Origin of the sequence: Streptomyces sp. Ru62, from assembly GCF_002920615.1 — a bacterium.
In the GTDB taxonomy this organism is placed as follows: Bacteria; Actinomycetota; Actinomycetes; order Streptomycetales; family Streptomycetaceae; genus Streptomyces.
In genome coordinates, this window is the sequence record NZ_PQSU01000017.1 from 87,113 (window position 1) to 111,166 (window position 24,054).

At 74.5% G+C, this 24,054-nt stretch carries 24 protein-coding genes; 10 read left to right on the forward strand and 14 right to left on the reverse strand.

The genetic code is table 11. The annotated features are described in order from the left end of the window. Positions 1–30 precede the first annotated feature (30 nt). A complete protein-coding gene (locus C3492_RS23540) occupies positions 31–1,044 on the forward strand; it encodes a LacI family DNA-binding transcriptional regulator (RefSeq protein WP_181140514.1) in 1,014 nt (337 codons plus the stop codon). 39 nt (positions 1,045–1,083) lie between these two features. On the opposite strand, the gene trxA is transcribed toward C3492_RS23540, so the two are convergent. Further along, positions 1,084–1,491, reverse strand: a complete 408-nt coding sequence (gene trxA / locus C3492_RS23545; RefSeq protein WP_103813742.1) for a thioredoxin — start codon at positions 1,489–1,491, stop codon at positions 1,084–1,086. A gap of 140 nt (positions 1,492–1,631) precedes the next feature. Here trxA and C3492_RS23550 point away from each other — a divergent pair, with 140 nt between their 5' ends. Beyond that, entirely contained in the window at positions 1,632–3,062 is a 1,431-nt protein-coding gene (locus C3492_RS23550; RefSeq protein WP_103813935.1) for an NAD(P)/FAD-dependent oxidoreductase, read from the forward strand. Between the two features lie 8 nt (positions 3,063–3,070). On the opposite strand, the gene C3492_RS23555 is transcribed toward C3492_RS23550, so the two are convergent. Next, on the reverse strand, positions 3,071–3,715 hold the full coding sequence (locus C3492_RS23555) for a peptide deformylase (protein ID WP_103813743.1): 645 nt from the start codon (positions 3,713–3,715) through the stop codon (positions 3,071–3,073). A gap of 133 nt (positions 3,716–3,848) precedes the next feature. Between C3492_RS23555 and C3492_RS23560 the strand changes: the two genes are divergently transcribed. The 3 genes from C3492_RS23560 to C3492_RS23570 are packed head-to-tail and all read left to right on the forward strand — an operon-like array spanning position 3,849 to position 6,649. After that, complete coding sequence (locus C3492_RS23560; RefSeq protein ID WP_103813744.1) at positions 3,849–5,249, forward strand: PepSY domain-containing protein; 1,401 nt, start codon at positions 3,849–3,851, stop codon at positions 5,247–5,249. Between the two features lie 53 nt (positions 5,250–5,302). Beyond that, entirely contained in the window at positions 5,303–5,701 is a 399-nt protein-coding gene (locus C3492_RS23565; protein ID WP_103813745.1) for a BlaI/MecI/CopY family transcriptional regulator, read from the forward strand. A gap of 6 nt (positions 5,702–5,707) precedes the next feature. After that, a complete protein-coding gene (locus C3492_RS23570; protein WP_103813746.1) occupies positions 5,708–6,649 on the forward strand; it encodes a M56 family metallopeptidase in 942 nt (313 codons plus the stop codon). Positions 6,650–6,775: 126 nt separating this feature from the next. Here the strand turns inward: C3492_RS23570 and C3492_RS23575 are convergent, their stop codons facing one another. From C3492_RS23575 to C3492_RS23590, 4 genes are all read right to left on the reverse strand, one after another. Next, entirely contained in the window at positions 6,776–7,225 is a 450-nt protein-coding gene (locus C3492_RS23575) for a winged helix DNA-binding protein (protein ID WP_103813747.1), read from the reverse strand. Continuing rightward, on the reverse strand, positions 7,222–7,710 hold the full coding sequence (locus C3492_RS23580) for a MarR family winged helix-turn-helix transcriptional regulator (RefSeq protein ID WP_103813748.1): 489 nt from the start codon (positions 7,708–7,710) through the stop codon (positions 7,222–7,224). The genes C3492_RS23575 and C3492_RS23580 overlap by 4 nt, the downstream gene beginning before the upstream one ends. 114 nt (positions 7,711–7,824) lie before the next feature. Next, positions 7,825–8,655 (reverse strand): cytochrome c oxidase assembly protein, encoded by an 831-nt coding sequence (locus tag C3492_RS23585; RefSeq protein WP_103813749.1) that lies wholly within the window; start codon positions 8,653–8,655, stop codon positions 7,825–7,827. Beyond that, positions 8,655–9,215: a DUF2243 domain-containing protein gene (locus C3492_RS23590; protein ID WP_103813750.1), complete on the reverse strand. Its 561-nt coding sequence runs from the start codon at positions 9,213–9,215 to the stop codon at positions 8,655–8,657. The genes C3492_RS23585 and C3492_RS23590 overlap by 1 nt, the downstream gene beginning before the upstream one ends. A gap of 274 nt (positions 9,216–9,489) precedes the next feature. Between C3492_RS23590 and C3492_RS23595 the strand changes: the two genes are divergently transcribed. Then, positions 9,490–10,347, forward strand: coding sequence for an MBL fold metallo-hydrolase (locus tag C3492_RS23595; RefSeq protein WP_103813751.1), 858 nt, complete (start codon positions 9,490–9,492; stop codon positions 10,345–10,347). A 70-nt stretch (positions 10,348–10,417) separates the two neighbouring features. Here the strand turns inward: C3492_RS23595 and C3492_RS23600 are convergent, their stop codons facing one another. Next, a complete protein-coding gene (locus tag C3492_RS23600; protein ID WP_103813752.1) occupies positions 10,418–12,076 on the reverse strand; it encodes a catalase in 1,659 nt (552 codons plus the stop codon). Positions 12,077–12,327: 251 nt separating this feature from the next. On the opposite strand from C3492_RS23600, the gene C3492_RS46680 reads away from it, so the two are divergent. After that, a complete protein-coding gene (locus C3492_RS46680; RefSeq protein WP_374938363.1) occupies positions 12,328–13,050 on the forward strand; it encodes a chaplin in 723 nt (240 codons plus the stop codon). Positions 13,051–13,308: 258 nt separating this feature from the next. Here the strand turns inward: C3492_RS46680 and C3492_RS23610 are convergent, their stop codons facing one another. Beyond that, positions 13,309–14,658: a hypothetical protein gene (locus tag C3492_RS23610; RefSeq protein ID WP_103813754.1), complete on the reverse strand. Its 1,350-nt coding sequence runs from the start codon at positions 14,656–14,658 to the stop codon at positions 13,309–13,311. Between the two features lie 112 nt (positions 14,659–14,770). Here C3492_RS23610 and C3492_RS23615 point away from each other — a divergent pair, with 112 nt between their 5' ends. Then, positions 14,771–16,036: a molybdopterin-dependent oxidoreductase gene (locus tag C3492_RS23615; protein ID WP_103813755.1), complete on the forward strand. Its 1,266-nt coding sequence runs from the start codon at positions 14,771–14,773 to the stop codon at positions 16,034–16,036. A gap of 313 nt (positions 16,037–16,349) precedes the next feature. Here the strand turns inward: C3492_RS23615 and C3492_RS23625 are convergent, their stop codons facing one another. The 3 genes from C3492_RS23625 to C3492_RS23635 are packed head-to-tail and all read right to left on the reverse strand — an operon-like array spanning position 16,350 to position 18,488. Then, a complete protein-coding gene (locus C3492_RS23625) occupies positions 16,350–17,117 on the reverse strand; it encodes a bifunctional 2-polyprenyl-6-hydroxyphenol methylase/3-demethylubiquinol 3-O-methyltransferase UbiG (protein WP_103813756.1) in 768 nt (255 codons plus the stop codon). A gap of 28 nt (positions 17,118–17,145) precedes the next feature. Then, on the reverse strand, positions 17,146–17,778 hold the full coding sequence (locus tag C3492_RS23630; RefSeq protein WP_103813757.1) for a DUF2064 domain-containing protein: 633 nt from the start codon (positions 17,776–17,778) through the stop codon (positions 17,146–17,148). After that, positions 17,775–18,488, reverse strand: a complete 714-nt coding sequence (locus tag C3492_RS23635) for a glycosyltransferase family 2 protein (protein ID WP_374938364.1) — start codon at positions 18,486–18,488, stop codon at positions 17,775–17,777. Before C3492_RS23635 ends, C3492_RS23630 begins: the two co-directional genes overlap by 4 nt. A gap of 151 nt (positions 18,489–18,639) precedes the next feature. Between C3492_RS23635 and C3492_RS23640 the strand changes: the two genes are divergently transcribed. Both C3492_RS23640 and C3492_RS23645 read left to right on the forward strand, forming a co-directional pair. Continuing rightward, positions 18,640–19,386 carry a response regulator transcription factor gene (locus tag C3492_RS23640; RefSeq protein WP_181140521.1) on the forward strand — a complete coding sequence of 249 codons (747 nt, stop codon included), beginning with the start codon at positions 18,640–18,642 and terminating at the stop codon, positions 19,384–19,386. 1 nt (position 19,387) lies between these two features. Beyond that, positions 19,388–20,497, forward strand: a complete 1,110-nt coding sequence (locus tag C3492_RS23645) for a sensor histidine kinase KdpD (protein WP_103813759.1) — start codon at positions 19,388–19,390, stop codon at positions 20,495–20,497. Between the two features lie 19 nt (positions 20,498–20,516). Here the strand turns inward: C3492_RS23645 and C3492_RS23650 are convergent, their stop codons facing one another. The 3 genes from C3492_RS23650 to C3492_RS23660 form a co-directional block, all read right to left on the reverse strand. Continuing rightward, positions 20,517–21,506: an NAD(P)-dependent oxidoreductase gene (locus tag C3492_RS23650; protein ID WP_103813760.1), complete on the reverse strand. Its 990-nt coding sequence runs from the start codon at positions 21,504–21,506 to the stop codon at positions 20,517–20,519. Between the two features lie 288 nt (positions 21,507–21,794). Further along, positions 21,795–23,192: a GH1 family beta-glucosidase gene (locus C3492_RS23655; RefSeq protein ID WP_103813761.1), complete on the reverse strand. Its 1,398-nt coding sequence runs from the start codon at positions 23,190–23,192 to the stop codon at positions 21,795–21,797. A 33-nt stretch (positions 23,193–23,225) separates the two neighbouring features. Further along, positions 23,226–24,053 carry a carbohydrate ABC transporter permease gene (locus C3492_RS23660; RefSeq protein WP_103813762.1) on the reverse strand — a complete coding sequence of 276 codons (828 nt, stop codon included), beginning with the start codon at positions 24,051–24,053 and terminating at the stop codon, positions 23,226–23,228. Position 24,054: the final 1 nt, after the last annotated feature.

A 24,054-nucleotide genomic window follows, 5' to 3' on the forward strand; every position in this document is an offset into this window, starting at 1 on the left:
CCCGCCCCCGGCCCCCGCCCCTCTGCCAGGATGCGGTCTGTCATGGTGCAGATACCGAACACGCCCACGAGTGCCGATGTGGCCCGCCTGGCCGGCGTCTCGCGCGCGACCGTCTCCTACGTCCTCAACAACACCAGCGCCGTGCGGATCAGCGAAGCGACCCGCCAGCGCGTGCACGAGGCCGCCCGCGAACTGGGGTACGTCCCCCACGCCGCCGCCCGCAGCCTGCGCGCCGGACACAGCCGTACGGTCCTCATGCCCGCCCCGGCGATCCCGGTGGGCCCCCTGTACAGCCGGTTCCTGAACGAACTCCAGTGGGCGCTGGGCCGTCTCGACTACACCGTCGTCCAGTACGGCAGCGTCGGCCTGGAGGGCGACGAGGCCGCCCGCGCCTGGGCGGAGCTGCGGCCGGTCGCCGTCCTGGTGCCCGGTGCCGGCCTCGGCCCGCGGGGCGTCGCCGTCCTCAAGCGGTCCGGCGCCCGGGCCGTGGTCACCCTCGGTCCCGGCCGCGTCGAGGGAGCGCACGCCCTGCTGATGGACCACGACGCCGTCGGCCGCTGCGCGGGCGCCCACCTGTACGCCCGGGGCCGGCGCCGGATCGGTGTCGTCCTGCCCGAGGAGCCCGGACTGGAGACCTACTCACGGCCGCGGCTCGTCGGCGTGCGCGAGGCGCTGCGGGGTACGGACGCCACCGTGACCGAGCTGCCCCTCGCCTACACCGAGGAGGCCGCCGCCGCACTGGCCGCCCGCTGGAGCGGCTCCGGCCTGGACGCGGTGTTCGCCTACAACGACGAGTACGCGATGCTGCTCATGCGCGCCCTCCAGGACGAGGGCGTACGCATCCCCGGGGACGTCTCCGTGATCGGCGCCGACGACCTGATGCTGGGCCGGCTGCTGCGGCCCCGGCTGAGCACGGTCCACATCGAACTGCCCTCCGGGCAGGACCTCGCCGAACTGGTCGACCGTGCCGTGCGCGACCCGGGCGGCGAGCCCGAGGTGCACACCGTGCTGGGGGCCTCGGTGATCCCGCGCGAGTCCAGCTGAGCCGGCCCCGTACGCGGTGTCACCGCGGCCCCGCACGCGTTACTGCTGCGCCTGCCCCGGCTGCTCCTGCCCCTCCGCGGCCTGACCCTGCTGGGCGGCGATGTCCTTGCGGACCTCGTCCATGTCGAGCTTGCGGGCCTGCCCGATGAGGTCGGCGAGCATGGGCGCGGGCAGGGCGCCCGGCTGGGCGTAGACCGCGACCTGGTCGCGCACGATCATCAGCGTGGGGATCGACTGGATGTCGAACGCGGCGGCAAGCTCCGGCTGCGCCTCGGTGTCCACCTTGGCGAAGACCAGGTCGGGGTTCTCCTCGGCGGCCTTCTCGTAGACCGGCGCGAACGAACGGCAGGGCCCGCACCAGGACGCCCAGAAGTCGATGAGAACGAACTCGTTCTCGGTGACCGTCTGGTCGAAGTTCTCCTTGGTCAGCTCCACAGTGCTGCTCATGGCGTGATTCCCTCTTCCTGGTGTGGGGTGTGCCGACGGCGGAAACACGGCCGCCGGGCCGCCTATTCCACCCGTGCACGCCCGTGTTCCGCGCGCGTACCCGTGTGGCCACGGCGCACACCACCCACCAGACTGACTCCATGACGGAAACGGAATCCATCGCTTACGACGTCGTGGTGATCGGGGGCGGGCCCGTGGGGGAGAACGTCGCCGACCGCACCCGCGCGGCCGGCCTCACCACGGCCCTCGTGGAGAGCGAACTGCTCGGCGGAGAATGCTCGTACTGGGCGTGCATGCCCAGCAAGGCCCTGCTCAGGCCGGTCATCGCACAGGCCGACGCCCGCCGCCTGCCCGGCCTCGCCCAGGCGGTCCAGGGGCCGCTCGACGCCCCGGCCGTCCTGGCCCGCCGGAACTACTTCGCCGCCGACTGGAAGGACGACGGCCAGGTCGGCTGGCTGGAGGGCACCGGCGCCGTCCTGTACCGCGGCCAGGGCCGGCTGGCCGGGCCCCGCACGGTCACGGTCACCGGCCCCGACGGCACGGTCACCACCCTCACCGCACGGCACGCCGTCGCCGTGTCCACCGGCACCAAGGCCCAGCTGCCCGACCTGCCCGGACTCGCCGACGTCAAGCCCTGGACCAGCCGTGAGGCCACCAGCGCCCAGGCGGTCCCGGGCCGGCTGATCGTCGTCGGCGGCGGTGTCGTCGCCACCGAGATGGCCACCGCCTGGCAGGCCCTCGGCTCCCGGGTCACCATGCTGGTGCGCGGCAAGGGCCTGCTGAACCGCATGGAGCCGTTCGCCGGTGAACTGGTCGCCGAGGCCCTCACCGAGGCGGGCGTCGACCTGCGCACCGGCACCTCCGTGGAGTCCGTCAGCCGCGAGAACGGCACGGTCGTGGCCGTCACCTCCGCCGGCGACCGGATCGAGGGCGACGAGATCCTCTTCGCCACCGGCCGCGTCCCGCACACCGGCGACATCGGCCTGGAGACCGTCGGCCTGGAACCCGGCTCCTGGCTGGACGTCGACGACAGCCTGCGCGTGACCGGCACCGACTGGCTGTACGCGGTCGGCGACGTCAACCACCGCGCGCTCCTCACCCATCAGGGCAAGTACCAGGCCCGCATCGCCGGGGCCGCCATCGCCGCCCGCGCCACCGGCAGCGCGGTGACGGAGGAGCCCTGGGGCGCCCACACCGCCACCGCCGACCACCACGCCGTACCCCAGGTCGTCTTCACCGACCCGGAGGCCGCCGCGGTCGGGCTCTCCCTCGCCGAGGCCGAACAGGCCGGCCACCGGGTCCGCGCCGTCGACGTGGAGTTCTCCGCGGTCGCGGGCGCCGGCCTGTACGGCGACGGCTACAAGGGCCGCGCCCGGATGGTCGTGGACCTGGAGGACGAGATCCTGCGCGGGGTCACCTTCGTCGGCCCCGGCGTCGGCGAGCTCATCCACTCGGCCACCGTCGCGGTCGCCGGACACGTCCCGGTCAGCCGGCTGTGGCACGTCGTCCCGTCGTACCCGACGCTGAGCGAGGTGTGGCTGCGGCTGCTGGAGGCCTACCGGGACAACTGAGCGGCAGCCTACGGCAGTTCGAAGCCCAGGGCCTCGGCCGCCGCGTCCGGCGTCGGCTGGGCCCACAGGGCCGCCACCGCCTCGTTGGTGGACAGCGAGCGCGGCTCCGCGCGGTCCAGGTAGAGCGTGCCGTCGAGGTGGTCCGTCTCGTGCTGCACGATCCGGGCCGGCCAGCCGGTGAACACCTCGTCCAGCGCGCGGCCCCGCTCGTCCGCGCCGCGCAGCCGCACCTGGGCGTGCCGGGCCACCACCGCCTGCCAGCCCGGCACGCTCAGACAGCCCTCGAAGAAGGCGGCCCTGGCGGTGCCGACGGGCTCGTACGACGGGTTGACCAGGACCCGGAAGGGCTGCGGCACCCGGCCCCGGGCGACCGCCACCTCCTCCGGTACCGGCGCAGGGTCCTCGATGACCGCGATCCGCAGCGGCACACCGACCTGCGGGGCGGCGAGACCCACACCGGGGGCCGCGTGCATGGTGACGCGCAGGGCCTCGACGAACCGGGCGAGCAGCGCGGGGCCGAGCTGGCCGTCGTACGGCTCGGTGCCGCGCCGCAGCACCGGCTGTCCGGCCGCGACGATGGGCAAGGGGCCGCCGGCGGCGAGGAGTTCCTCGACCCGCTCGGCGAGCGGTGCGTGATCACGGGGAGGTGCCATCGCGTCAGGATGCCACGCCCGCCCGCCGCCCCCTGTGGCACAGGTCACCAACACCCCGGGGAACTCAGCCCTTTCGCGGTCCGACTACTGGACCGCCCTCGCTTTTCACACCGAGCCCCGGAGAAGCCCGCCGATGACCACCGCTCCCCCGGCCACCCCGGCCGAGGCGTCCCGCCCCGCCACCCGCGGCCGCTGGGCACCCCTGCGCCCCCTCGTGCTGCGTCTGCACTTCTACGCCGGCGTGCTCGTCGCCCCCTTCCTGCTGGTCGCCGCCGTCACCGGCCTGCTGTACGCGGGCTCCTTCCAGGCGGAGAAGCTCGTGTACGGCCATGAGCTGACCGTTCCGGCCGGCGAGCGCGAGCTGCCCGTCTCCGCCCAGGTGGCCGCCGCCCGCAAGGCCCACCCGCAGGGCACCGTCGCGGCCGTCCGGCCCGCCCCCGAGCCCGGCGCCACGACCCGGGTGCTGCTCACCGGGGTCGAGGGCGTCGACCCGGAGCACACCCTCGCCGTGTTCGTGGACCCGTACACCGGCACGGTCCGTGGCGCCCTGGAACAGTACGGTTCGACGGGCGCGCTGCCCCTGCGCACCTGGATCGACGAGCTGCACCGCGATCTGCACCTGGGCGAGACCGGCCGGCTCTACAGCGAGCTGGCCGCCAGCTGGCTGTGGGTGATCGCGGGCGGCGGTCTGGTGCTGTGGTTCTCCCGGCGCCGCGCCCTGCGCAGGGTGCGCGGCACCAGTGGCCGGCGCCGCACCCTCGGCCTGCACGGCACCGTCGGCGTCTGGACCGCCGCCGGGTTCCTGTTCCTGTCCGCGACCGGCCTGACCTGGTCGGCGTACGCCGGCGCGAACATCGACGAGCTGCGCACCTCGCTCGGCCAGGCCACCCCGTCCGTCTCGACGGCCGCGGCCGGCGGCGACCACGCGGGCCACGGCCGGGCGGCCTCCGCAGGCGGCACGGCCGAGCACGGGGTGGGCCTGGACCGGGTCCTCGCCGCGGCCCGCGCGAAGGGGCTCGGCGACCCGGTGGAGATCGTGCCGCCCGCGGACGCCGACAGCGCCTACGTGGTCCGGCAGATCCAGCGGAGCTGGCCCGAGAAGCAGGACTCCGTCGCCGTCGACCCCGCCACCGGCCGGGTCACCGACGAACTCCGGTTCGCCGACCACCCGCTGCTCGCCAAGCTCACCCGCTGGGGCATCGACCTGCACACCGGCGTCCTCTTCGGGCTCGTCAACCAGATCGCCCTCGCGCTGCTCGCGCTCGCCCTGATCCTGCTCGTCGTCTGGGGTTACCGCATGTGGTGGCAGCGCGGCCGGGGCACCGCCTTCGGCCGGCCGATCCCGCGCGGCGCCTGGGCGGAGGTGCCGCCGTACCTCCTCGTGCCGGCGCTCGCGGCCGTCGCCGTACTCGGCTGGTTCGTGCCGCTGCTCGGCGTCCCGCTGGCCTGTTTCCTCGCCGTCGACATCCTCCTCGGCGAGATCGCGCACCGGCGCGGGCGCCGCGCCCACGGGAGTGTCGGTGGCGTGAAGTAGCGTGGAACGGCGGGTGAGCGAGCGACGCGAGACGGACGGGGGAGGAACCACGGATGACGAGGGAAGGCGGCCGGGCCCGGCGGCGCGGGCAGGGGGAGCTGGAGGGCCAGGTCCTCGGCGCGCTGCGCGAGGCGGACGGACCGGTCACCGCGGCCTGGGTGCAGCAGCGCCTCGGCGGCGACCTCGCCTACACCACCGTCGTCACCATCCTGACCCGGCTGCTCGCCAAGGACGTCGTCTCCCGGGAACGGCACGGGCGGTCCTTCCGGTGGACGCCGACGGCCGACGTGGCCCGGCTGGCCGCGCTGCGCATGCGCCGCCTGCTGGACGGCGAGCGGGACCGTGAGGCGGTCCTCGCCAGCTTCGTCACCGCCCTGCCGCCCGGCGACGAGCAGGTGCTGCGGGCCCTGCTCGACATTCCCGGGCCGGACGCCGGCGGCACGGAGGACTGACCGCTCATGGGGGTCTTCGTCTTCCTGCCGCTGGTGCTGCCGCTGTCCGCGTGGCCGGTCGCCCGGCTCGCCGAGACCAGGCTGCACCCGCGCACCGCGACCCGGCTGCTGACCGCGGTCGCCGTCGTCATGGCCGGGTGCAGCACGCTGTGCCTGGCCCTGCTCATGGTGGTCGGCACCGCCCAACTGCCCGGCAACCCGCTGCCGGACGGCTGGTCCGACCCTGAGGTGCGGGCCGCCGTCCCGCACGACGAGGTGGCCGGCCGGGCCGCCATTCCCGCGCTCGCGGTGGTTGCCGCCGCCTGCGCCCGCACCCTGTGGCGGCACCACCGGGTCACCCGCCGCGCCCACCGCGCGCTCGCCGGGGTGCCGGGGTCGACGGTCGCGGTCCTCCCGGACAGCGCACCGTACGCCTACGCCCTCCCCGGGAGCCGCAGCCGGGGGCGGGGCCGGATCGCCGTCAGCACGGCCCTGCTGGCCGGGCTGGCGCCCGCCGAGCGGCGCGCCCTGTTCGCCCACGAGCGCGCCCATCTGTCCGCCCGTCACCACCGCCACCTGCTCGCCGCGCACCTGGCGGCCCGAGCCAACCCGTTCCTGAGACCGCTGCGTACGGCCGTCGTCTACACGGCCGAGCGCTGGGCGGACGAGGAGGCGGCCCGCGCGGTCGGCGACCGGCGCACGGTCGCCCGCGCCATCGGCAAGGCGGCCCTGCTGTCCCCGCGCACACCGGTGCCGACCGTGGCCGCGCTGGCGGCGACCGGTCCCGTGCCGCGCCGGGTGGCCGCGCTGCTGGCCCCCGCTCCCGCGGCCCGGACCTGGCCGTCGGCGTTCACCTCGGTCGGCCTGGCCGCCTGGGGCGCCGCCGCCGGGGCGCTGGTGTCGGCGATGTCCTCGGCGAACTCCGCTGTCACCCTGTTCCTGATCCTGCACGCGGCGACACCGCTGTGACGAGGAAGGCGCTGGGGCGGCCGCGGCCGGACCGCACGGGCTGATGTCGGTTTCCGCAGGCACCTCGGGACCGTTCGAGAGCCCGAGGGGGGCGGCCGGGCTGCCACCTCTCGGTGACAGGTGGCCCTACCGCCGCCGCAGGCCGGCCAGCTCCGCGTCGGCCCGCTCGGTGAGCAGGGCGAGCACGCGGCCGGCCGCCGCCCGGTCCTCCTCGGGGATGCCCGCGTACAGCCGGGCGGAGACCGCCGCGGCCTCGGCGGAGCTGGTGGTGTACACCGTGCGCCCCGCGTCCGTGAGCCGCAAGGCGGAGGGGCCCTCGGGGGTGAGCAGGCCGGCGGCCGTCAGGTCCCCGATCGTGCGCTGGGCGTCGCTCTCGTCGACCCTCACCGTGCCGACGACGCCGTCCACCAGGGCGGCCCGCTCGACCGGCCCGTCCGCGAGGGCCGCGAGGCGCAGCGCGACGGACTGGAGGAAGGAGATGCCGTGGGGGGCGAGGACGCGCTCCAGGACGGCGCGCAGGGCGTAGTGGGCGAGGCCGATGACCCGGCTGTCGACGCGGGGTGCGGTGGTGGTCATGACTGCTCCGTCTCGTGATCGGTGGTGCCGAACGGGTCAAGCGGTGCGTCGAGCAGGGTCGTCAGTTCCCGGGTGAACGTCCGGGCGCGCGGGCTGTCGGGTCCGCCGAGGGGTGCCAGCAGCTGGCGAAGCAGTCCTTGGACGACGTCGATCGCCTTCCGGGTGGTCTCGCGGCCCCGCTCGGTGAGCGCGAGCTGGACCGCCCGCGGGTCGGCCGGGTCCCGGGTGCGTTCGAGGAGACCGGCCGCTTCCAGGCCCCGGGCGAGTTTGGAGACGTACAGGGCCTCCAGGCCGGTGTGGTCGGCGAGGCGGCGCTGGCTGGGACGCAGTCCGGAGCGCTGCATGCCGTACAGCGACGCCACCAGGGAGTACTGCGCGTGGGTCAGTCCGAGCGGGGCCACCGCTCGGTCCACCGCGACCCGCCACTTCATCGACAGCCGCCACACCAGGAAACCGGGCGTTGCTCCTTCGGACACCTTGCTCATGGCCGATACAGTACATGGCTACTATGTACATGGCTACTAAGTTCTGCCCCGCCTGGCCCTCGCCCACCTCCTGGCCATGTCGACCGGCGTGGCTACCGCATGCCTCCCGCGCGCCTACCGCGCAGGGCGCACCGCGCGCCCCGCGACCGCGCCGCGTGCGGGGCGCCAGGTGGCGACCAGGGCCGCCGCCAGCAGGAGTTCGGCGATGTCGCCGCCGTAGTACATGAGCTCGGCAGCGCCCTGGACCTGGGTGACCGGAGCGTCGACGGCCACCCCGAAACCGCCGTACATCAGTTGCGCGACGCTCGCGTGCACGGCGATGGCGCAGCCCAGGCAGACCAGCCGGGCCCGGACACCGGGGCGGGCCGGGGCGGGATCGGGCCCGGCGACGGCGTGCGCGAACAGGCAGCCCGCCAGCAGGAAGTGCGCGTGCAGCAGCCAGTGTCTGGCCGGGCGGGCCGTGACGGCGTCGTACAGCGGGGTGAAGTACAGCGGCGCGAGGCTGCCGGTGGACAGCAGCAGACCGGTCACCGGGTGGGCGAGCAGGCGGGCCGGGCCGCTGTGCAGGAACGCGGTGAGGCGGCGGGCACGGGGTGCGGGCAGGGCGCGCAGCACGAGGGTCGCCGGGGCGCCGAGCACCAGGGCGAGCGGCGCGTACATGCCGATGAGCAGGTGCTGGGCCATGTGGCCGCGCAAGTCACCGTGGGCGAAGGCGGCGAGGGGAGGCAGCACCGCCGCCGCCAGCAGGAGGAGGCCCGCGCAGAAACCGGCCGTGCGCCAGGGGTTCCAGCCCCGCACGGGGTTCCGGCGGCGCACCCGGCGCGCCAGCAGCAGATAGCCGCACGCGCACGCCAGCAGGGCCAGGGCCGGGAGCAGGATCCCCAGCACGCCGCCGCCCTCCGCGTGATGCGGATGCGTGTGCATGTGCGGGGTGCTGCCGCCCATCAGACGGCGTGCCCCGGCCGTGCGGCGCGGGGCGCGGCCGGATCGAAGGGCCGGGCGCCGCGCCGCAGGAGCATGCCGCCCGCCAGCAGCAGCGCGCCGAACACGAGGAAGCCGATGTCCCACCACACCTGGTGGGGACCGCCGCGGACGTGGTGGATGCCCAGGACGTGGTGGTCGAGAACGCCCTCCACGAGGTTGAACAGACCCCAGCCGGACAGGACCCAGCCCCAGAGCACCCGTGAGCCCCACACCTGGCGCCGGCCGGTGGTCACCCGGGCGTACAGGACGGCGAGACCGCCCAGGACGGCGAGCCAGCAGACGGTGTGGAAGACGCCGTCCCACACGGTGTTCATCTCCAGCCCGGAGACGGTGTGCGGGTCGTAGTACCTCACCCCGATGTGGTCGTGGTCGGTGCTGGTGAGCATGTGGTGCCACTGGAGGAGCTGGTGGAGCAGGATCCCGTCGACGAATCCGCCGAGCCCCACTCCCAGCAGCAGGCCGGGCAGTCGGAGACTGGGTGGCGCGGTCTGGGCTCCGGCCTCGCGCACGGTGGTCGTCATCGCTCCTCGTCTCGGTCGGTTCCTCGGTCGGTCCCCCGGTCGAGCGGGTACGGCAGCGGCTGCCCTACGAGAGCTACCAGCTCCCCGGCTCCGCCGCTGCGGCACACTCGGCCATCTGTGCCCAGGCGGGCGCCGCGGCGACGGAACCGGCCGGCCGGAACACGTCCTCTCATGCCGTCCGCCCGCCAGGGGTACCCGCCCGGCACGGGAGGAACCCGCACGCCCGCGAGGGCGCGGGTGCCTGCGACGGCTCGGACGGAAGGGCGACGGACCCATGCCCGGTACCACGGACCCACCCACCGACGACACGGTCGACCTGCACTTCCTCGGCAACGCGACCGTTCTGCTGCGCTACGGGCCGCTGACCCTGCTCACGGACCCGAACTTCCTGCACCTCGGCCAGTACGCCTACCTCGGCAAGGGCCTGCTGAGCCGGCGCCTGACCGAGCCCGCCCTGGAACCGGAGGACCTGCCCCGCCTCGACGGGATCGTGCTGTCCCATCTGCACGGCGACCACTGGGACCGCCGGTCCCGACGCCACCTGGACCCCGCGGTGCCGGTGCTGAGCACCCCGCACGCCGCGCGCCGCCTGAAGGTGCTGCACGGACGCGAGCGGGTGGCCGGACTGCGCACCTGGCGGGGGTTCACCCTCCGGCAGGGCCCGGTCCAGGCCACCGTCACGGCGTTGCCCGGACGGCACGCCGGACATCCGGTGCTGCGGGGACTGCTGCCCCCGGTGATGGGCAGCATGATCGAGCTCGGCCCGGTGGGCGGCCCGCCGCGGCTTCGGCTGTACGTGTCCGGTGACACCCTGCCGTACGACGGCCTCGACGAGATCACCCGCCGCTTCCCGGCCGCCGACCTGGCCGTCCTGCACCTGGGTGGCACCACGCTCCCCGGCGGCTTCGTGGTCACCATGGACGGCCGGCAGGGTGCGGAACTGGCCCGGCGCCTCGGTCCCCGCGCCGTCCTGCCCGTGCACTACGAGGAGTACACGGTGATGCGCTCGCCCCTGTCCGCCTTCCTGGCCGAGGCCGGCCGGCTCGGCCTCGGTGACCGGATCGTGCACTGCCCGCGCGGGCGCCACGCCCGGGTCGCGGCCGAGCCGGGGGCGGCGCCCGTCGTGAGCTGACCGGCGTTCCGGGGCGTCAGGCGTTCCTGCGCCAGACGTTCCGGGGCCTCAGGGGCGCGGGCTCAGCGGGTCACCTCGTCACCTCATGGCGCGCGTCGGGGACGCAGTGCGTCATGGTGAGGCCCTCGACGTCCCGCGGCGGGTTCTTGCCGAGGTTCGCCAGCCGCTCCTTGTCCTCCTCGGTGAGGTCCTGGCTGGCCAGCGGCTCCAGGTCCGCGACGTCCTCCGGGCGGATGCCGAGGCCCTCGCCGACCCGCAGCCCCAGGTCGTTCTCCACCAGCAGGAAGTGCCACACCATCCGCTCCTGGACGGACCGGTCGCACCGCGAGAGCTGACCCACCAGGTTGCGCACCAGGTCGTCGCGCTCCCACTGCTCCATGAGCAGGTACCGCTGGCCCGCCTGGAGGTAGTCGTTGGTGCGGGGGATGCGCTTGCGGGTGAGCCGGCCCCGGACCTCGGGCCCCTGCTCGTCGTGGGCCGGGTACTCCGCCTCGCGCAGGCCGCCCCGGATCGACGGCTCGTAGTTGACGCTCGGATTCTCCCCGCCGCCGTCGACGTGGTACGTCATCAGCCCGTCGCGCTGGTTGGTGCGTACCTGGGCGTTCTTCGCCTGGTTGACGGGCAGTTGGAGGTAGTTCGGGCCGACCCGGTAGCGCTGGGTGTCGCTGTAGGAGAAGGTCCGGCCGACGAGCATCTTGTCGTCGGAGAAGTCCAGGCCGTCGACGAGCACACCGGTGCCGAAGGAGATCTGCTCGTTCTCCGCGAAGAAGTTCTCCGGCATCCGGTCGAGCACCATCCGGCCCACCGGCTTCGGCGGGAACTCCTGCTCCGGCCAGGTCTTGGTGTCGTCCAGCGGATCGAAGTCGAGTTCGGGGTGCTCGTGGTCCTCCATGACCTGCACGAGCAGCTCCCACTCGGGGTACTCGCCCCGTTCGACGGCCTCGTACAGGTCCTTGGTGGCGTGACCGAGGGAGCCGGCCTGGACGTTGGCGGCGTCCTCCTCCGTCATCGAGCGCACGCCCTGCTTGGGCATCCAGTGGTACTTGACGAGCACGGTGTTGCCCTCGGCGTTCACCCACTTGTACGTGTTCACGCCGAAACCCTGCATGTGACGGTAGTCGGCGGGGATGCCGCGCGGGCTGAACAGGTTGACCAGCATGTGCATGGCCTCGGGCGTCTGCGACATGAAGTCGAAGATCCGGTTCGGCTTCTGCTCGAAGTCCACCGGGTCCGGCTTCAGGGCGTGGATGACGTCCGGGAACTTGATGGCGTCCCGGATGAAGAAGACGCCCAGGTTGTTGCCGACGAGGTCCCAGTTGCCGTCCTCCGTGTAGAACTTGACGGCGAAGCCGCGCGGGTCGCGCGCCGCCTCGGAGGAGTCACGGCCGCCGATGACGGTGGAGAAGCGGACGGCGACGTCGGTGCGCTTGCCGCGCTCCTGGAACAGCTTCGCGCGCGTGTAGCGGCCGATCGGCTCGTCGCCCCAGGCGCCGTACGCCTCGAAGAAGCCGTACGCCGTCACGCCGCGGGCGTGCACCACCCGTTCGGGGATGCGTTCCCGGTCGAAGTGGCTGATCTTCTCCAGGAACTGGTAGTTCTCCAGCGTCGCGGGCCCACGGGCGCCGACGGTGCGCTGGTTCTGGTTGTCGTAGACGGGGTGGCCCTGTCGATTGGTCAGGATGCTCCGGTCGTCTCCGGAGGCGGGACCGGTGCCTGCTACGTCTGTCATGTCGAGGGCTCCTAGAAACGGGAGAGGCGGTACGACAAGCGTCGCCACGACCACCGTCCGAGTACCCGAAGGCGCGCGGCCATGCCCGTACCGAACCCCCGTACGGCTCTCGGGCGCGGCGGCCGCGCGAGCACGCCCCCTGACCGCCGTATAGGGCAAAAGGCTGAAAAACCATAACTTGCACGTTTGAGGCGCCGTTTCCTCCGGTGCGGGTGAGCGCCCGCAACGGTGTCTGGAAGGGCAGGGAACCGATGAAACGGGCTACCCGAAACAGTGTGATCGCCATCGCCGCCGCGTCCGGCGCGATGGCAGTGGCGGGACCGGTGCAGGCCGACTCCGCCGCGGACGGTTCCGCGGGCGGCTCGCCCGGGCTGATCTCGGGCAACGGCATCCAGTTGCCGGTGCACCTCCCGGTGAACGTCTGCGGGAACACCGTGAACGTGGTGGGGCTGCTCAACCCAGCCATGGGCAACACGTGCGCCAACAAGGGCGGCGGCAGCACCGAGGGGAAGACGCAGCCCGCGGCGACGAGCGGGGCGACGGCCCACAGCCGCACGCAGGACTCGCCGGGCGTGGTCTCCGGCAACGGAATCCAGTTGCCGGTCGATCTGCCCGTCAACGTCAGCGGCAACAGCGTGAACGTGGTCGGCGTCGGCAACCCCGTCTTCGGCAACACGTCCGTGAACGCCCCGGACCACCCCGACGAGCCCGCCCGGACCACCCCGCCCAAGCCGCCCACCCGGGTCACTCCGCCGCCGGTGCGTTCCGAGCCCCCGCGGCCGCAGGAACCGCCCGCCACCCACCCGGCGCCGAAGCCGACCCCGCCCGTCGTACGGCACGAACCGCCCGGCACCCTCGCGCACACCGGAACGGACACCGCCTGGGTGGCGGCCGCCGCGAGCCTGGCCTCACTGATGGGCGGAACGCTCCTGTACCGCCGCTTCCGCACAACGGAGCCCGGCCGGGAGGCCTGAGCCCGGACGCCGCGAGGCACCCTGGCCGGGTCGCCCCCGGCCAGGGACGCCCGACGGCCGCCCGGCCGGGCGGTCCGTCACGGCCGGGCCGACTCGGGAGGGCGGGGCGGGCACGCTCTGGCCGGCGGCGGGCGGTGTACGGCCGCCGGGCGGTCGGGCACATTCCGGGCCCTCTGCGAACGTGGCCGCCTGGGCACTCCCGGGCCCCTGCGAACGTGGCCGCCTCGCCCCCGACGGCCGACGCCCCCGCAGGCCGGTTCACCACCCCGTGAGCAGCAAGTGGTTGAGCAGGAGCGCCAGCGTCGCCTGGGCGGCGAGCCAGCCGCGTGGGCGGGGCAGGAGCGCGCAGGCCGGGAGCAGCCACATCGCGAAGGGCAGCCAGATGCGTTCCGTCTCCGCCTTGCTCATGCCGGACACGTCGGCGGCCAGTAGGGCCGGCAGCGCCGCCGCCACGAGGAGGGCCAGCCGGACCTGTGCCCGGGGGGCCGTGCGGTGGCGGGCGAGGGACACGCCCGTCCGCCTCAGCCCCGCCGCCGTGGCCAGGCCGGTGACCAGCACCGTGCAGGCCAGGTTGGCCCACACCCAGTAGCCGTAGGGGCGGATGCCGCCGACACCCTGGTAGTAGCGCGTCACCAGCAGCCGGTACCCCTCCCACCAGTCGAACCCGGCGAGCGTGAACGCCGTCGGGACGACCGCCGCCCCGGCCAGGAAGAGGACGATCAGAAGCGGTCGCGGCCGGCGCCGCCCCGCCACCAGCACCGCCGCCCCGATGAGCGCGAAGAGCGTCAGGCCGTACGAGAGGTAGCAGGTCAGCCCGTACAGCAGACCGCTGCCCGCAGCCCAGGCCACGGACCGCCCGGTGACCGCCAGGGCCAGCAGGGCCACCGACCACGCGGCGACCGCCGCGAAGTACCCGTCGGCCGAGGCGCCCACCCACACGGCGGCCGGGGCGAGGGCGAGGAACGGCGCCGCCCGCCGGGCCAGGCGCTCGTCGGCCAGCGCCCGCACCGCCACCAGCACCGCCACGCAGGCGGTCGCTCCGACGGTGACGCACCAGGCACCGGCCCAGCCGCCGCCGCGCAGCCCGGCCCGGTCCAGGAGGACGAAGGTGACGGTGGCCGCCGGGGGATGCCCGGCGATGTGCGCGGGCCAGGGGTCAGGGGAGCCGCTCACGATGTGGTGGGTGAAGTCGCGCAGCGCGGCCGGAAGGTCGTGGAAGCGGCCGATGACCGTCAGGTACTCGTTGCGGGTGGTGAGCCGCCCCGCCACACCCCGCTGCCAGCCGTCGACCAGCGCCAGCGACCACGTCCAGGCCAGTGCCGTGGCCCAGGCCGCGAGGAGCAGCCCGCGCCACGGCAGCCGCGCGGCGACGGCGGGCCCGTACGCCACCACGGCGACCGCCACCAGGACGGCGGCCGGGGTGCCCGGGCCCAGATGCGGGTCCCAGTCGGCGAACAGCGGCGGCCAGTGGACGAACAGGGTGCGCCGGGTGTCCTGGATGTGCCGGCCGACCAGTACGGCGACGAGGACGAGCAGGGCGGCGGCCGACGCGGCACGGAGATCGGCGCGCAGGCCGGCGTACCGGTCACGTGGGGGAGGCTGGGTCACACCGGAACGCTAGGGCGGCGACCGGGGGAACGAGGGGACCGGTGGTCCGACGTCAGCGTTTCGTCATGGGTCGCGGCCCCGGTCAGGGGTGGTTCCGGCCTACCGTCGTAGCATGCGAGACGACGACCCGCGGCTCCCCTCCTCGCCCGGTTTCTGGCGCAGCCCGCTGCGCGGCCCGTGGTTCACCTCGGTGCTCGGCATCGTGCTGCTGGTGGGGATCACGGTGCTGTTCGTGACGGGCCTGGTGTCCTACGCCGCCTACAACCCGGGCCTCGCACGGGTGAACGACCAGACGCCGGACAAGGGAATCCTCGGCTTCTACCTCTTCGCCTGGCCGACGAACCCGTACTGGCTGTACCGGCTCACCCAGGGGCTGCACGTCACCCTCGGCATCACCCTGATCCCGGTGCTGCTGGCCAAGCTCTGGTCGGTCGTGCCGAGGCTGTTCGCCCTGCCCCCGGCCCGTTCGCTCGCCCACGCCCTGGAGCGGATCTCCCTGCTCCTCCTCGTCGGCGGCGGGCTGTTCGAGTTCACCACCGGCGTCCTCAACGTCCAGCTCGACTACGTCTTCCCCGGCTCCTTCTACCCGCTGCACTTCTACGGCGCCTGGGTGTTCTTCGCCGCGTTCGTGGCGCACGCGGCGCTGAAACTGCCGACCGCCGTACGAAGCCTGCGCCGGCGGCGCGAGGAGCGGGGGGAGCCGGTGTCCCGCGCCCCGGAGCCGGGGGAGTTGGTGTCGCCCCGCCCGCTGCCGCCGACCGTGTCCCGGCGCGGGGCGCTGTGGTTCGTCGGGGGCGCCTCGCTGCTGCTCCTGGTCACCACCGCGGGCCAGAGCATCGGGGGCGTGCTGCGGCGCACCGCCCTCCTCGCGCCGCACGGCGGAGCCGACCCCGGCCGCGGGCCGAACGGCTTCCAGATCAACAAGACGGCCGCCTACGCCGGGATCGACGCGGCCGAGACCGGCGAGGAGGCCTGGCGGCTCGTCGTCACCGGCCGCACCGGAACGGTCCGCCTCAGTCGGGCCGAACTGCTCCGCATGCCCCTGCACAGCTCGGCGTTGCCCATCGCCTGCGTCGAGGGCTGGTCCACGGACGACCAGTGGTGGCGCGGGGTGCGGCTGCGCGACCTCGCCGCGCTCGTCGGGTACGACGGCGAGCCGCCGGACCTGTTCGTGGAGTCGCTCCAGCGGCGCGGGGCCTTCCGCCGGGCCGCCCTGCGCGCCAACCAGGTGGCCGACCCGCGCTCCCTGCTCGCCCTGTACGTCAACGGTGAGGAACTGTCCCCCGACCACGGCCGTCCGGCGCGGATCATCGTGCCCGCGGCGCCCGGTGTGCTCAACACCAAATGGGTGGCCCGGCTGACCTTCGGAGAGCTGTGATGCGCCCGCGCCCGACCCTCGGCAGCCCCTTCCAGATCCTGCTGCTCGCCTGCTCCTTCGCGCTCGCCGGCTATGCCGGCGTACGGCTGTTCGCGGGGAACTGGCAGGGGGTGGCGCTGTGGCTGGTGGGTGCGGCCCTGCTGCACGATCTCGTGCTGCTGCCGCTGTACGCGGTGGCGGACCGGGCCGTCGTCCGCGCTCTCGGCACCGCCGGGCTGCGGGAGCGGACCCTGTACGTCCGGGTCCCGGCCGCCCTGTCCGGACTGCTGCTGCTCGTGTGGTTCCCGCTGATCACCGGCATGGTGGACCGGCCCTACCGGTCCGCCACCGGCCTGTCGGCGGACGGCTTCCTCGCCCGCTGGCTGCTGATCAGCGCGGCCCTGTTCGCCGGCTCGGCGCTGCTGCTGGCGCTGCGGGAGCTGCGGCTGCGCAGGGCGACGAAGCGGCGCCGGCCGGTCGTCCACTGACCGGCGGTCCGCCAGCCCGCCCGGCCCGCGTACCGCAGCAGCGCCGGGGTGCCGAGCCGCGCCCACGGGAAGACACCATGGCCGCCCGTCTCCACCTCGGTGCCGTCGACGAGCTGCACCTCGGACCGTTCGTCGACGTCCACCGCGGCCGTCTCGGCGATCAGCAGACCACCGGGCCGCAGCAGCCGGGCCACCCGGTCCAGCAGGGCACGCGGGTCGCCCCCGATGCCGACGTTGCCGTCCATCAGCAGCACGGTGCCCCAGCGCCCCTCGCCGGGCAGCGGCTCGAACACCGAGCGCCGCAGCGCCTGGCCGCCGATCCGTACGGTGTGCTCGACGGCGGCCTCGCTGACGTCGATGCCGAGGACGGTACGGCCCCTGGCGGCGAGTTCCGCCACCAGCCGCCCCGGTCCGCAGCCGACGTCGAGCACGGCACCCTCGCACCGGTCCAGCACCGCCCGGTCGGCCCGGTCCGCCCGCGCGCACCAGCGCTCGACCTCCAGCGGCAGCAGCCAGCCGTCCGACCGGCGCAGGAACAGCGGGCCGCGCCCGGCGCGCAGGGCGACGGCGTAGGGGTCGGCCCCGGCCCAGGGGACGACCGGCGGGGTGCTCATAGCCCCTCCCGAGCCTGGCACCGGCTGCTCATCGCCCCGTGCCGGGTCCGGCGGGGTGCGCGGTGCAGCGGGCCAGCCGGGCGGCGAACCGGCCGTGCGGCGCCCGGGCGGCGACCGCCACCGCGTCGGCGGCCGTGTCCACGTCCCGCAGCCGGGGCAGCTCGCGCACCCGCAGTCCGGCGGCCACCAGCCGCCGCCGCTGGACGGCACCCGTCCACGGTGTCGACATGGGCACGCCCCGCAGCAGAGCCGGGTCGGGCTCGGCCAGCCCCAGCGCCCAGAAGCCGCCGTCCTCCGCCGGACCGAAGCAGGCGTCGTACCCCGCGAAGTCCACGGCGAGCAGCTCCGGGGTCACCTGCGGGGTGTCCATGCCGATGAGCAGGGCGGGACCGGCGCACCGCGCGAACGCGTCGGCCAGCCGCAGGTCCAGCCCGCCCGCGCACTGCGGTACGACGTCGAAGCCGGGCGGCAGCCAGGGGCCGGGGCTCCCGTCCAGCACCAGGACGCGCCGGCCGGCGGGGGTCGCCGCGACGGCGTCCAGGGTGTCGGCGAGCGAGGCCTCGGCGAGCTCAGCCGCCTCGGCGGGGCTGAACGGCGGGGTGAGCCGCGTCTTGACGCGCCCCGGCAGCGGTTCCTTGGCGATCACGAGCAGCGTGGTCACGGTGCGGTCCTCCCGCCGGCCGGCGGCTCGGCCAGCACGCGGCTCATGTCCCGCACCGCCTGCCAGGTGCCGCGCCAGGTGCCCGTGACCTTGGAGGTGCCGGCGCGCGGCAGGTACGGCACGTCGTGCTCGGCGATCCGCCAGCCCGCGTCGGCCGCGCGCACCACCATCTGGAGCGGATATCCGCTGCGCCGGTCGCTGAGACCGAGCGCCAGCAGCGGCTCGCGGCGGGCGGCGCGCAGCGGACCGAGGTCGTGCAGCCGCAGCCCGGTACGGCGGCGCAGCAGCCGGGCGAGCGCCAGGTTGCCGGCCCGGGCGTGGGCGGGCCAGGCACCCCGGGTCCGCGCCCGCCGCCGGCCCAGGACCAGGTCGGCCCGGCCGTCGAGGACTTCCCGGACGAAGGGCACCAGGTGCCCGGGGTCGAGGGAGGCGTCGCAGTCGCAGAAGCAGACGACGTCGGCGGTGGCGGCGGTCAGCCCGGCGTGGCAGGCGGCGCCGAAACCGCGCCGCGGCTCGTGCACGACGGTCGCGCCGAGCGCGCGGGCGATGTCCGCCGAGCCGTCCGTGGAGCCGTTGTCGACGACGAGGGCGCGCCAGCCCGCCGGGATCCGGGCGAGCACCCAGGGCAGGGCCTCCGCCTCGTCCAGGCAGGGCAGCACCACGTCCACGCTCGCCGCCGATGAGGGGAATGAAGGGGTCACGCCGTTCACCCTACGAACGGGAACCGGGCATATCGGGCCGCCGCTGCTTACGAAACGCGGACGTCCGGGCCGGGAACGGGCCAGGGGTGCGACACCCGTCGCGGCCCGGTGCCAGGCTGGAGGCATGCAGCAGCCGCACGTGCCCGCCGGGCGCCCAGCCATGGACGGGACCGCACCCGACACCGCCGCACCGACTCCCCGGTCCGTCCCCGGTGCCGCCCGGGTCCTGGTCGTGGACGACGACGCGACCGTCGCCGAGATCGTCGCCGGATACCTCGGCCGCGCCGGGTACGTGGTCGACCGCGCCGCCGACGGCCCCACCGCCCTCACCCGCGCCGCCGCCCACTGGCCGGACCTGGTGGTGCTGGACCTGATGCTGCCCGGCATGGACGGCCTTGAGGTCTGCCGGCGGCTGCGCGCGCGGGCCCCCGTCCCCGTCGTCATGCTCACCGCCCGCGGTGACGAGGACGACCGCATCACGGGCCTGGAGGTCGGCGCCGACGACTACGTGACCAAGCCGTTCAGCCCCCGCGAACTGGTCCTGCGGGTGCAGTCGGTGCTGCGCCGCGCGCTGCCCGGCACGGGCACCGGCCCGCTGACCGCGGCCGGCGTCACCATCGACCCGGCCGCCCGCCGCGCCACCAAGAACGGCTCCGAACTCGCCCTCACCTTGCGGGAGTTCGACCTCCTCGCCTTCTTCCTGCGGCACCCGGGGAGGGCCTACGGCCGGGAGGACCTGATGCGCGAGGTGTGGGGCTGGGACTTCGGCGACCTGTCCACCGTGACGGTCCACATCCGCCGGCTGCGCGGCAAGGTCGAGGACGACCCCGCCCGGCCGCGCCTGATCCAGACCGTGTGGGGCGTCGGCTACCGCTTCGAGCCGAGCGGCGCGGAAGAGGAGGGCTGACGTGCGCGACATCGTCGTCATCGCCCTGCTCGCCTTCGCCGGGGCCGCCGTCACCGGCCTGGCCGGGGCCGCCGCGCTCCGGCTGCTGCGGCGCCGCTCGCTCACCGTGTCGCTCGCCGTGATCGCGGCGGTCGGCGTGGGCGGTGTGCTGGCCGGGACCCTCGCCGTCGCCTGGGCGATGTTCCTGTCCGCCCACGACCTGACCGTGGTGACGACGGTCGTCGCCATGGCGGCCGTGGTCTCCCTGGCGACCGCCCTCGTACTGGGCCGCTGGGTCGTCGCCCGCAGTCACGAACTCGCCATGGCGGCGCGCTCGTTCGGCGAGGCCGGCGACTTCGCCGCCCCCGAGGGCCCGGCCACCGCCGAACTGGCCGAACTGAGCCGCGAACTGGCCGCCACCAGCGCGAGACTCGCCGAGTCCCGGGAGCGGGAACGCCTGCTGGAGACCTCACGCCGGGAACTCGTCGCCTGGATCTCCCACGACCTGCGCACTCCGCTCGCCGGTCTGCGCGCCATGTCGGAGGCCCTGGAGGACGGCGTCGCCGACGACCCCGACCGCTATCTGAAGCAGATCCGCACCGAGGTCGAGCGCCTCAACGACATGGTCGGCGACCTCTTCGAACTCTCCCGCATCCACGCCGGCACGCTCCCGCTGAGCCCGTCCCGGATCTCGCTCTACGACCTCGTCGGCGACGCCCTCGCGGGAGCCGACCCGCTCGCCCGCGCCCACGGCGTACGGCTGGTCGGCGACCGGGTGGAGCCGGTCCCGGTCGAGGTCGACGCCAAGGAGATGAGCCGCGTCCTGGGCAACCTGCTCGTCAACGCCATCCGCCGGACGCCCGCCGACGGCACCGTCGCCGTAGCCGCCGAGCGCTCGCCCGACGGCGTGGTGCTCTCCGTGACGGACGGCTGCGGCGGCATCCCGGAGGATGACCTGCCCCGCGTGTTCGACACCGGCTGGCGCGGCACCCACGCCCGCACCCCGCCGGCCGGCGCGGGTCTGGGCCTCGCCATCGTGCGCGGGATCGTGGAGGCCCACCAGGGCCGGGCCACCGTCCACAACATCCCCGGCGGCTGCCGCTTCGAGGTCACGCTCCCGGCGGCCCCCTGAGCAGACGTCCCCGCCCCGGTCATCCCGAGGCCGCGAACTCCCGCATGCCCTCCTGGAAGCCGACCTCCGGCTTCCAGCCCAGTTCGGCCCGCAGCCGTGAGGAGTCGGCGGTGATGTGCCGTACGTCGCCCAGCCGGTACTCACCGGTGACGACCGGCACGGGACCGCCGTGGGCATCGGCCAGCGCGCGGGCCATCTCCCCGACGGTGTGCGGCTCGCCGCTGCCGGTGTTGTACGCGGTCAGCGCGCCCGGCGCGGAGTCCGCCTCCAGCGCCACGACGTTGGCCGCGGCCACGTCCCGGACATGCACGAAGTCCCGGCGCTGCCGCCCGTCCTCGAAGACGCGGGGTGCCTCACCCCGGGCGAGCGCGGACCGGAAGAAGGAGGCGACGCCGGCGTAGGGGGTGTCGCGGGGCATCCGGGGCCCGTACACGTTGTGGTAGCGCAGCGACACGGCGGACCCGCCGGTCGACCGGGCCCAGGCGGCGGCCAGGTGCTCCTGCGCCAGCTTGGTCGTCGCGTACACGTTGCGCGGGTCGGCCGGCGCGCCCTCGCCGACCAGCCCGGGGGTCGGTTCCGCGCCGCACACCGGGCACCGCGGCTCGAACCGCCCCGCGTCCAGATCGGCGACGGCCCGCGGCCCCGGCCGTACGACCCCGTCGCGCGGACACACGTACCGCCCCTCGCCGTACACCACCATCGACCCGGCCAGCACGAGGCGCCGTACCCCCGCCCCGGCCATGGCCGAGAGGAGGACGGCGGTGCCCAGGTCGTTGCGGGAGACGTACTCCGCCGCGTCCCCGAACCCCTTCCCGAGCCCGACCATCGCGGCCTGGTGGCAGACGGCGTCCGCACCGGCCACGGCCCGCGCGACCGCCTCGGCGTCGCGCACGTCGGCGGCCGGATCCGTACGCACGTCGAACACGACCGGCTCGTGCCCGCGCGCCTTCAGCGCCTCGACCACATGAGACCCGATGAACCCGGCGCCGCCGGTGACCAGTACCCGCATGCCCCCACGCTAGGCCCGCCGCCGCACCGGGCCGCAAGGCCGCGCCCGCACGTCACGACTCCGTAAGACGGCGTGGCGCCGGGGGAGGCGGTTCAGCGGCGCGGGGTGGTCTCGCGGCCCGTGCGGGACAGCTTCCCGGGGTCGCGGCCACCCCACGCCGGTCCTCCGGCTCGACGGCAGGATCGACACCGTGATCGCGGCGCACCTGGGCGACGGCCGCGTCACCGGCCGCTCCGCCGCAGTGCCCTCGGCGGCGCCCTGATGCGGCGCGTCCGCCGGGAACCCGCGTCACTCCCGCCGCGCGGCGATCAGCGCCCTGTACCAGTGGTAGCTGTCCTTCGGTGTGCGTCGCTGGGTGTCGTAGTCGACCCGGACGATCCCGAAGCGCTTGTCGTAGCCGAAGGCCCACTCGAAGTTGTCGAGCAGCGACCAGACGTAGTAGCCGCGGACGTCGACGCCGGCGTCCATCGCGGCGCGCAGCGCGGTGAGGTGGTCGCGCAGGTAGGCCACCCGGTCGGTGTCGTGCACCGCGCCGTCGGCGGAGAGCGTGTCGTCCTCCGCCGAGCCGTTCTCCGTGATGTGGACCGGCGGCAGCACGTCCCCGTACCGCTCCTTGAGGTCGACCAGCAGGTCGGTGAAGGAGCCGGGGACGACCGGCCAGTCCATCGCCGTGTGCCGCACGCCCGGCAGCCTGACCTCCGTGTAGCGGTTGTCCGTGGCCACCCGCCGCGCCGGGTCGGCCTCGCGGTGCGGGGCGTCGGCGACCACGATGGGCCGGTAGTAGTTGATGCCGAGGAAGTCCAGCGGCTGGGAGATCAGCTCCAGGTCGCCGTCCCGCCGGAAGTCCGCGCCGGTGATCAGCTCGCCCCAGGTCTCCTCCTCGGTGGCCGGGTAGCGGCCCGCGAGGATCGGCTCGGTCCACACCAGGTTGTGCTGGGTGTCGGCGCGGACCACGGCCGCGCGGTCGGCCGGGGAGTCGCCGGCCGGCAGATTGCGGTCGAGGTTGAGGGTGATGCCGACCTCGCGCACCCCGGCCGCCCGCAGCGCCCCGACCGCCAGGCCGTGGCCGACCAGCAGGTGGTGCGCGGCGGCCAGCGCACCCCGGCCCTCCTGGGCGCCGGGCGCGTGCCGGCCCACGGAGTAGCCGAGGAAGGCGCTGCACCACGGCTCGTTGAGGGTGATCCAGCGCGGCACCCGGTCGCCCAGGTGCGCGGCCACGACGGCCGTGTACTCGGCGAACCGCTCCGCCGTCTCCCGCACCCGCCAGCCGCCCCGGTCTTCGAGCGCCTGCGGCAGGTCCCAGTGGTAGAGGGTGGCGGCCGGCTCGATGCCCGCCGCGAGCAGCTCGTCGACGAGCCGGGAGTAGAAGTCGAGCCCCTTGGGGTTCACCGGGCCGGAGCCGTCGGGCACGATCCGCGGCCAGGCGATCGAGAAGCGGTACGAGTCCACGCCCAGGTCGCGCAGCAGCGCCACGTCCTCCCGGTAGCGGTGGTAGTGGTCGCAGGCCACGTCTCCGGTGTCGCCGTTCGCGGTCCGGCCCGGCGTGTGGCTGTAGGTGTCCCAGATCGACGGCCCGCGGCCGTCCTCCCGCCCCGCGCCCTCGATCTGGTACGAAGCGGTCGCGGCGCCGAAGACGAAGCCGGGCGGGAAGCCGGGGAAGCCGGTGGCGTCGGGGGAGTCAGTCATGGAGGCCGTTTCCAGGTGTGCGGCGGGGCGGGGTCACTTGACGGAGCCGCCGGTGATGCCGGCGGCGATGTACTTCTGGGCGAGCACGAGCAGGATCGCGGCGGGCACCGCGGACAGCACGGACGCGGCCATCACCGAGCCCCAGTCGCCGACGTGGGCGCCGATGTACTGGTAGATGCCCAGCGTGACCGGCTTGACGTCGTCGGTCGTGTTCAGCGTGAGCGCGAACATGAAGTCGCTCCACGAGAAGAGGAAGGCGAACAGACCCGAGGTGATCAGCGAGTTGCGGCTCATCGGCAGCACCACCCGTACGAACGTCCGGACCGGCCCGGCACCGTCCATCTGCGCCGCCTCGATCACCTCACCCGGGATCGACACCATGAAGGACCGCATCAGCACGATCGAGAACGGGATGCCGAGCGAGGCGTCCGCCAGCATCAGGCCGAAGTAGGAGTTGACCAGGCCGAGGTCGACGTACGAGTTGTAGAGCGCGTTGGCGATGACGATGCCCGGCACCATCTGGGTGATCAGCGTGCCGAACACGATCGTCCGCGAGCCGCGCAGGCCGAACCGGGCCAGCCCGTAGGCCGCCGGTGCGGAGACCGCCAGGCAGATGACGACCGCGCCGAGCGAGACGACCAGCGAGGTCAGCAGGTGTCCGCCCTGGTCGTCCAGGGCCTTGGAGAAGCCGGACAGGTCCAGGTTGTGGGGTACCGGGTCGACCTGGAGCAGACCCGAGGCGGGTTGCAGGGCGGTGTTGAGCATCCAGTACAGCGGGAACAGCATCACGCACAGGATGAGCACACCGGCGATGGTGGAACCCCAGCGGCGCCCGGATGTCGTGGGCGTGCGAGCGGCCATG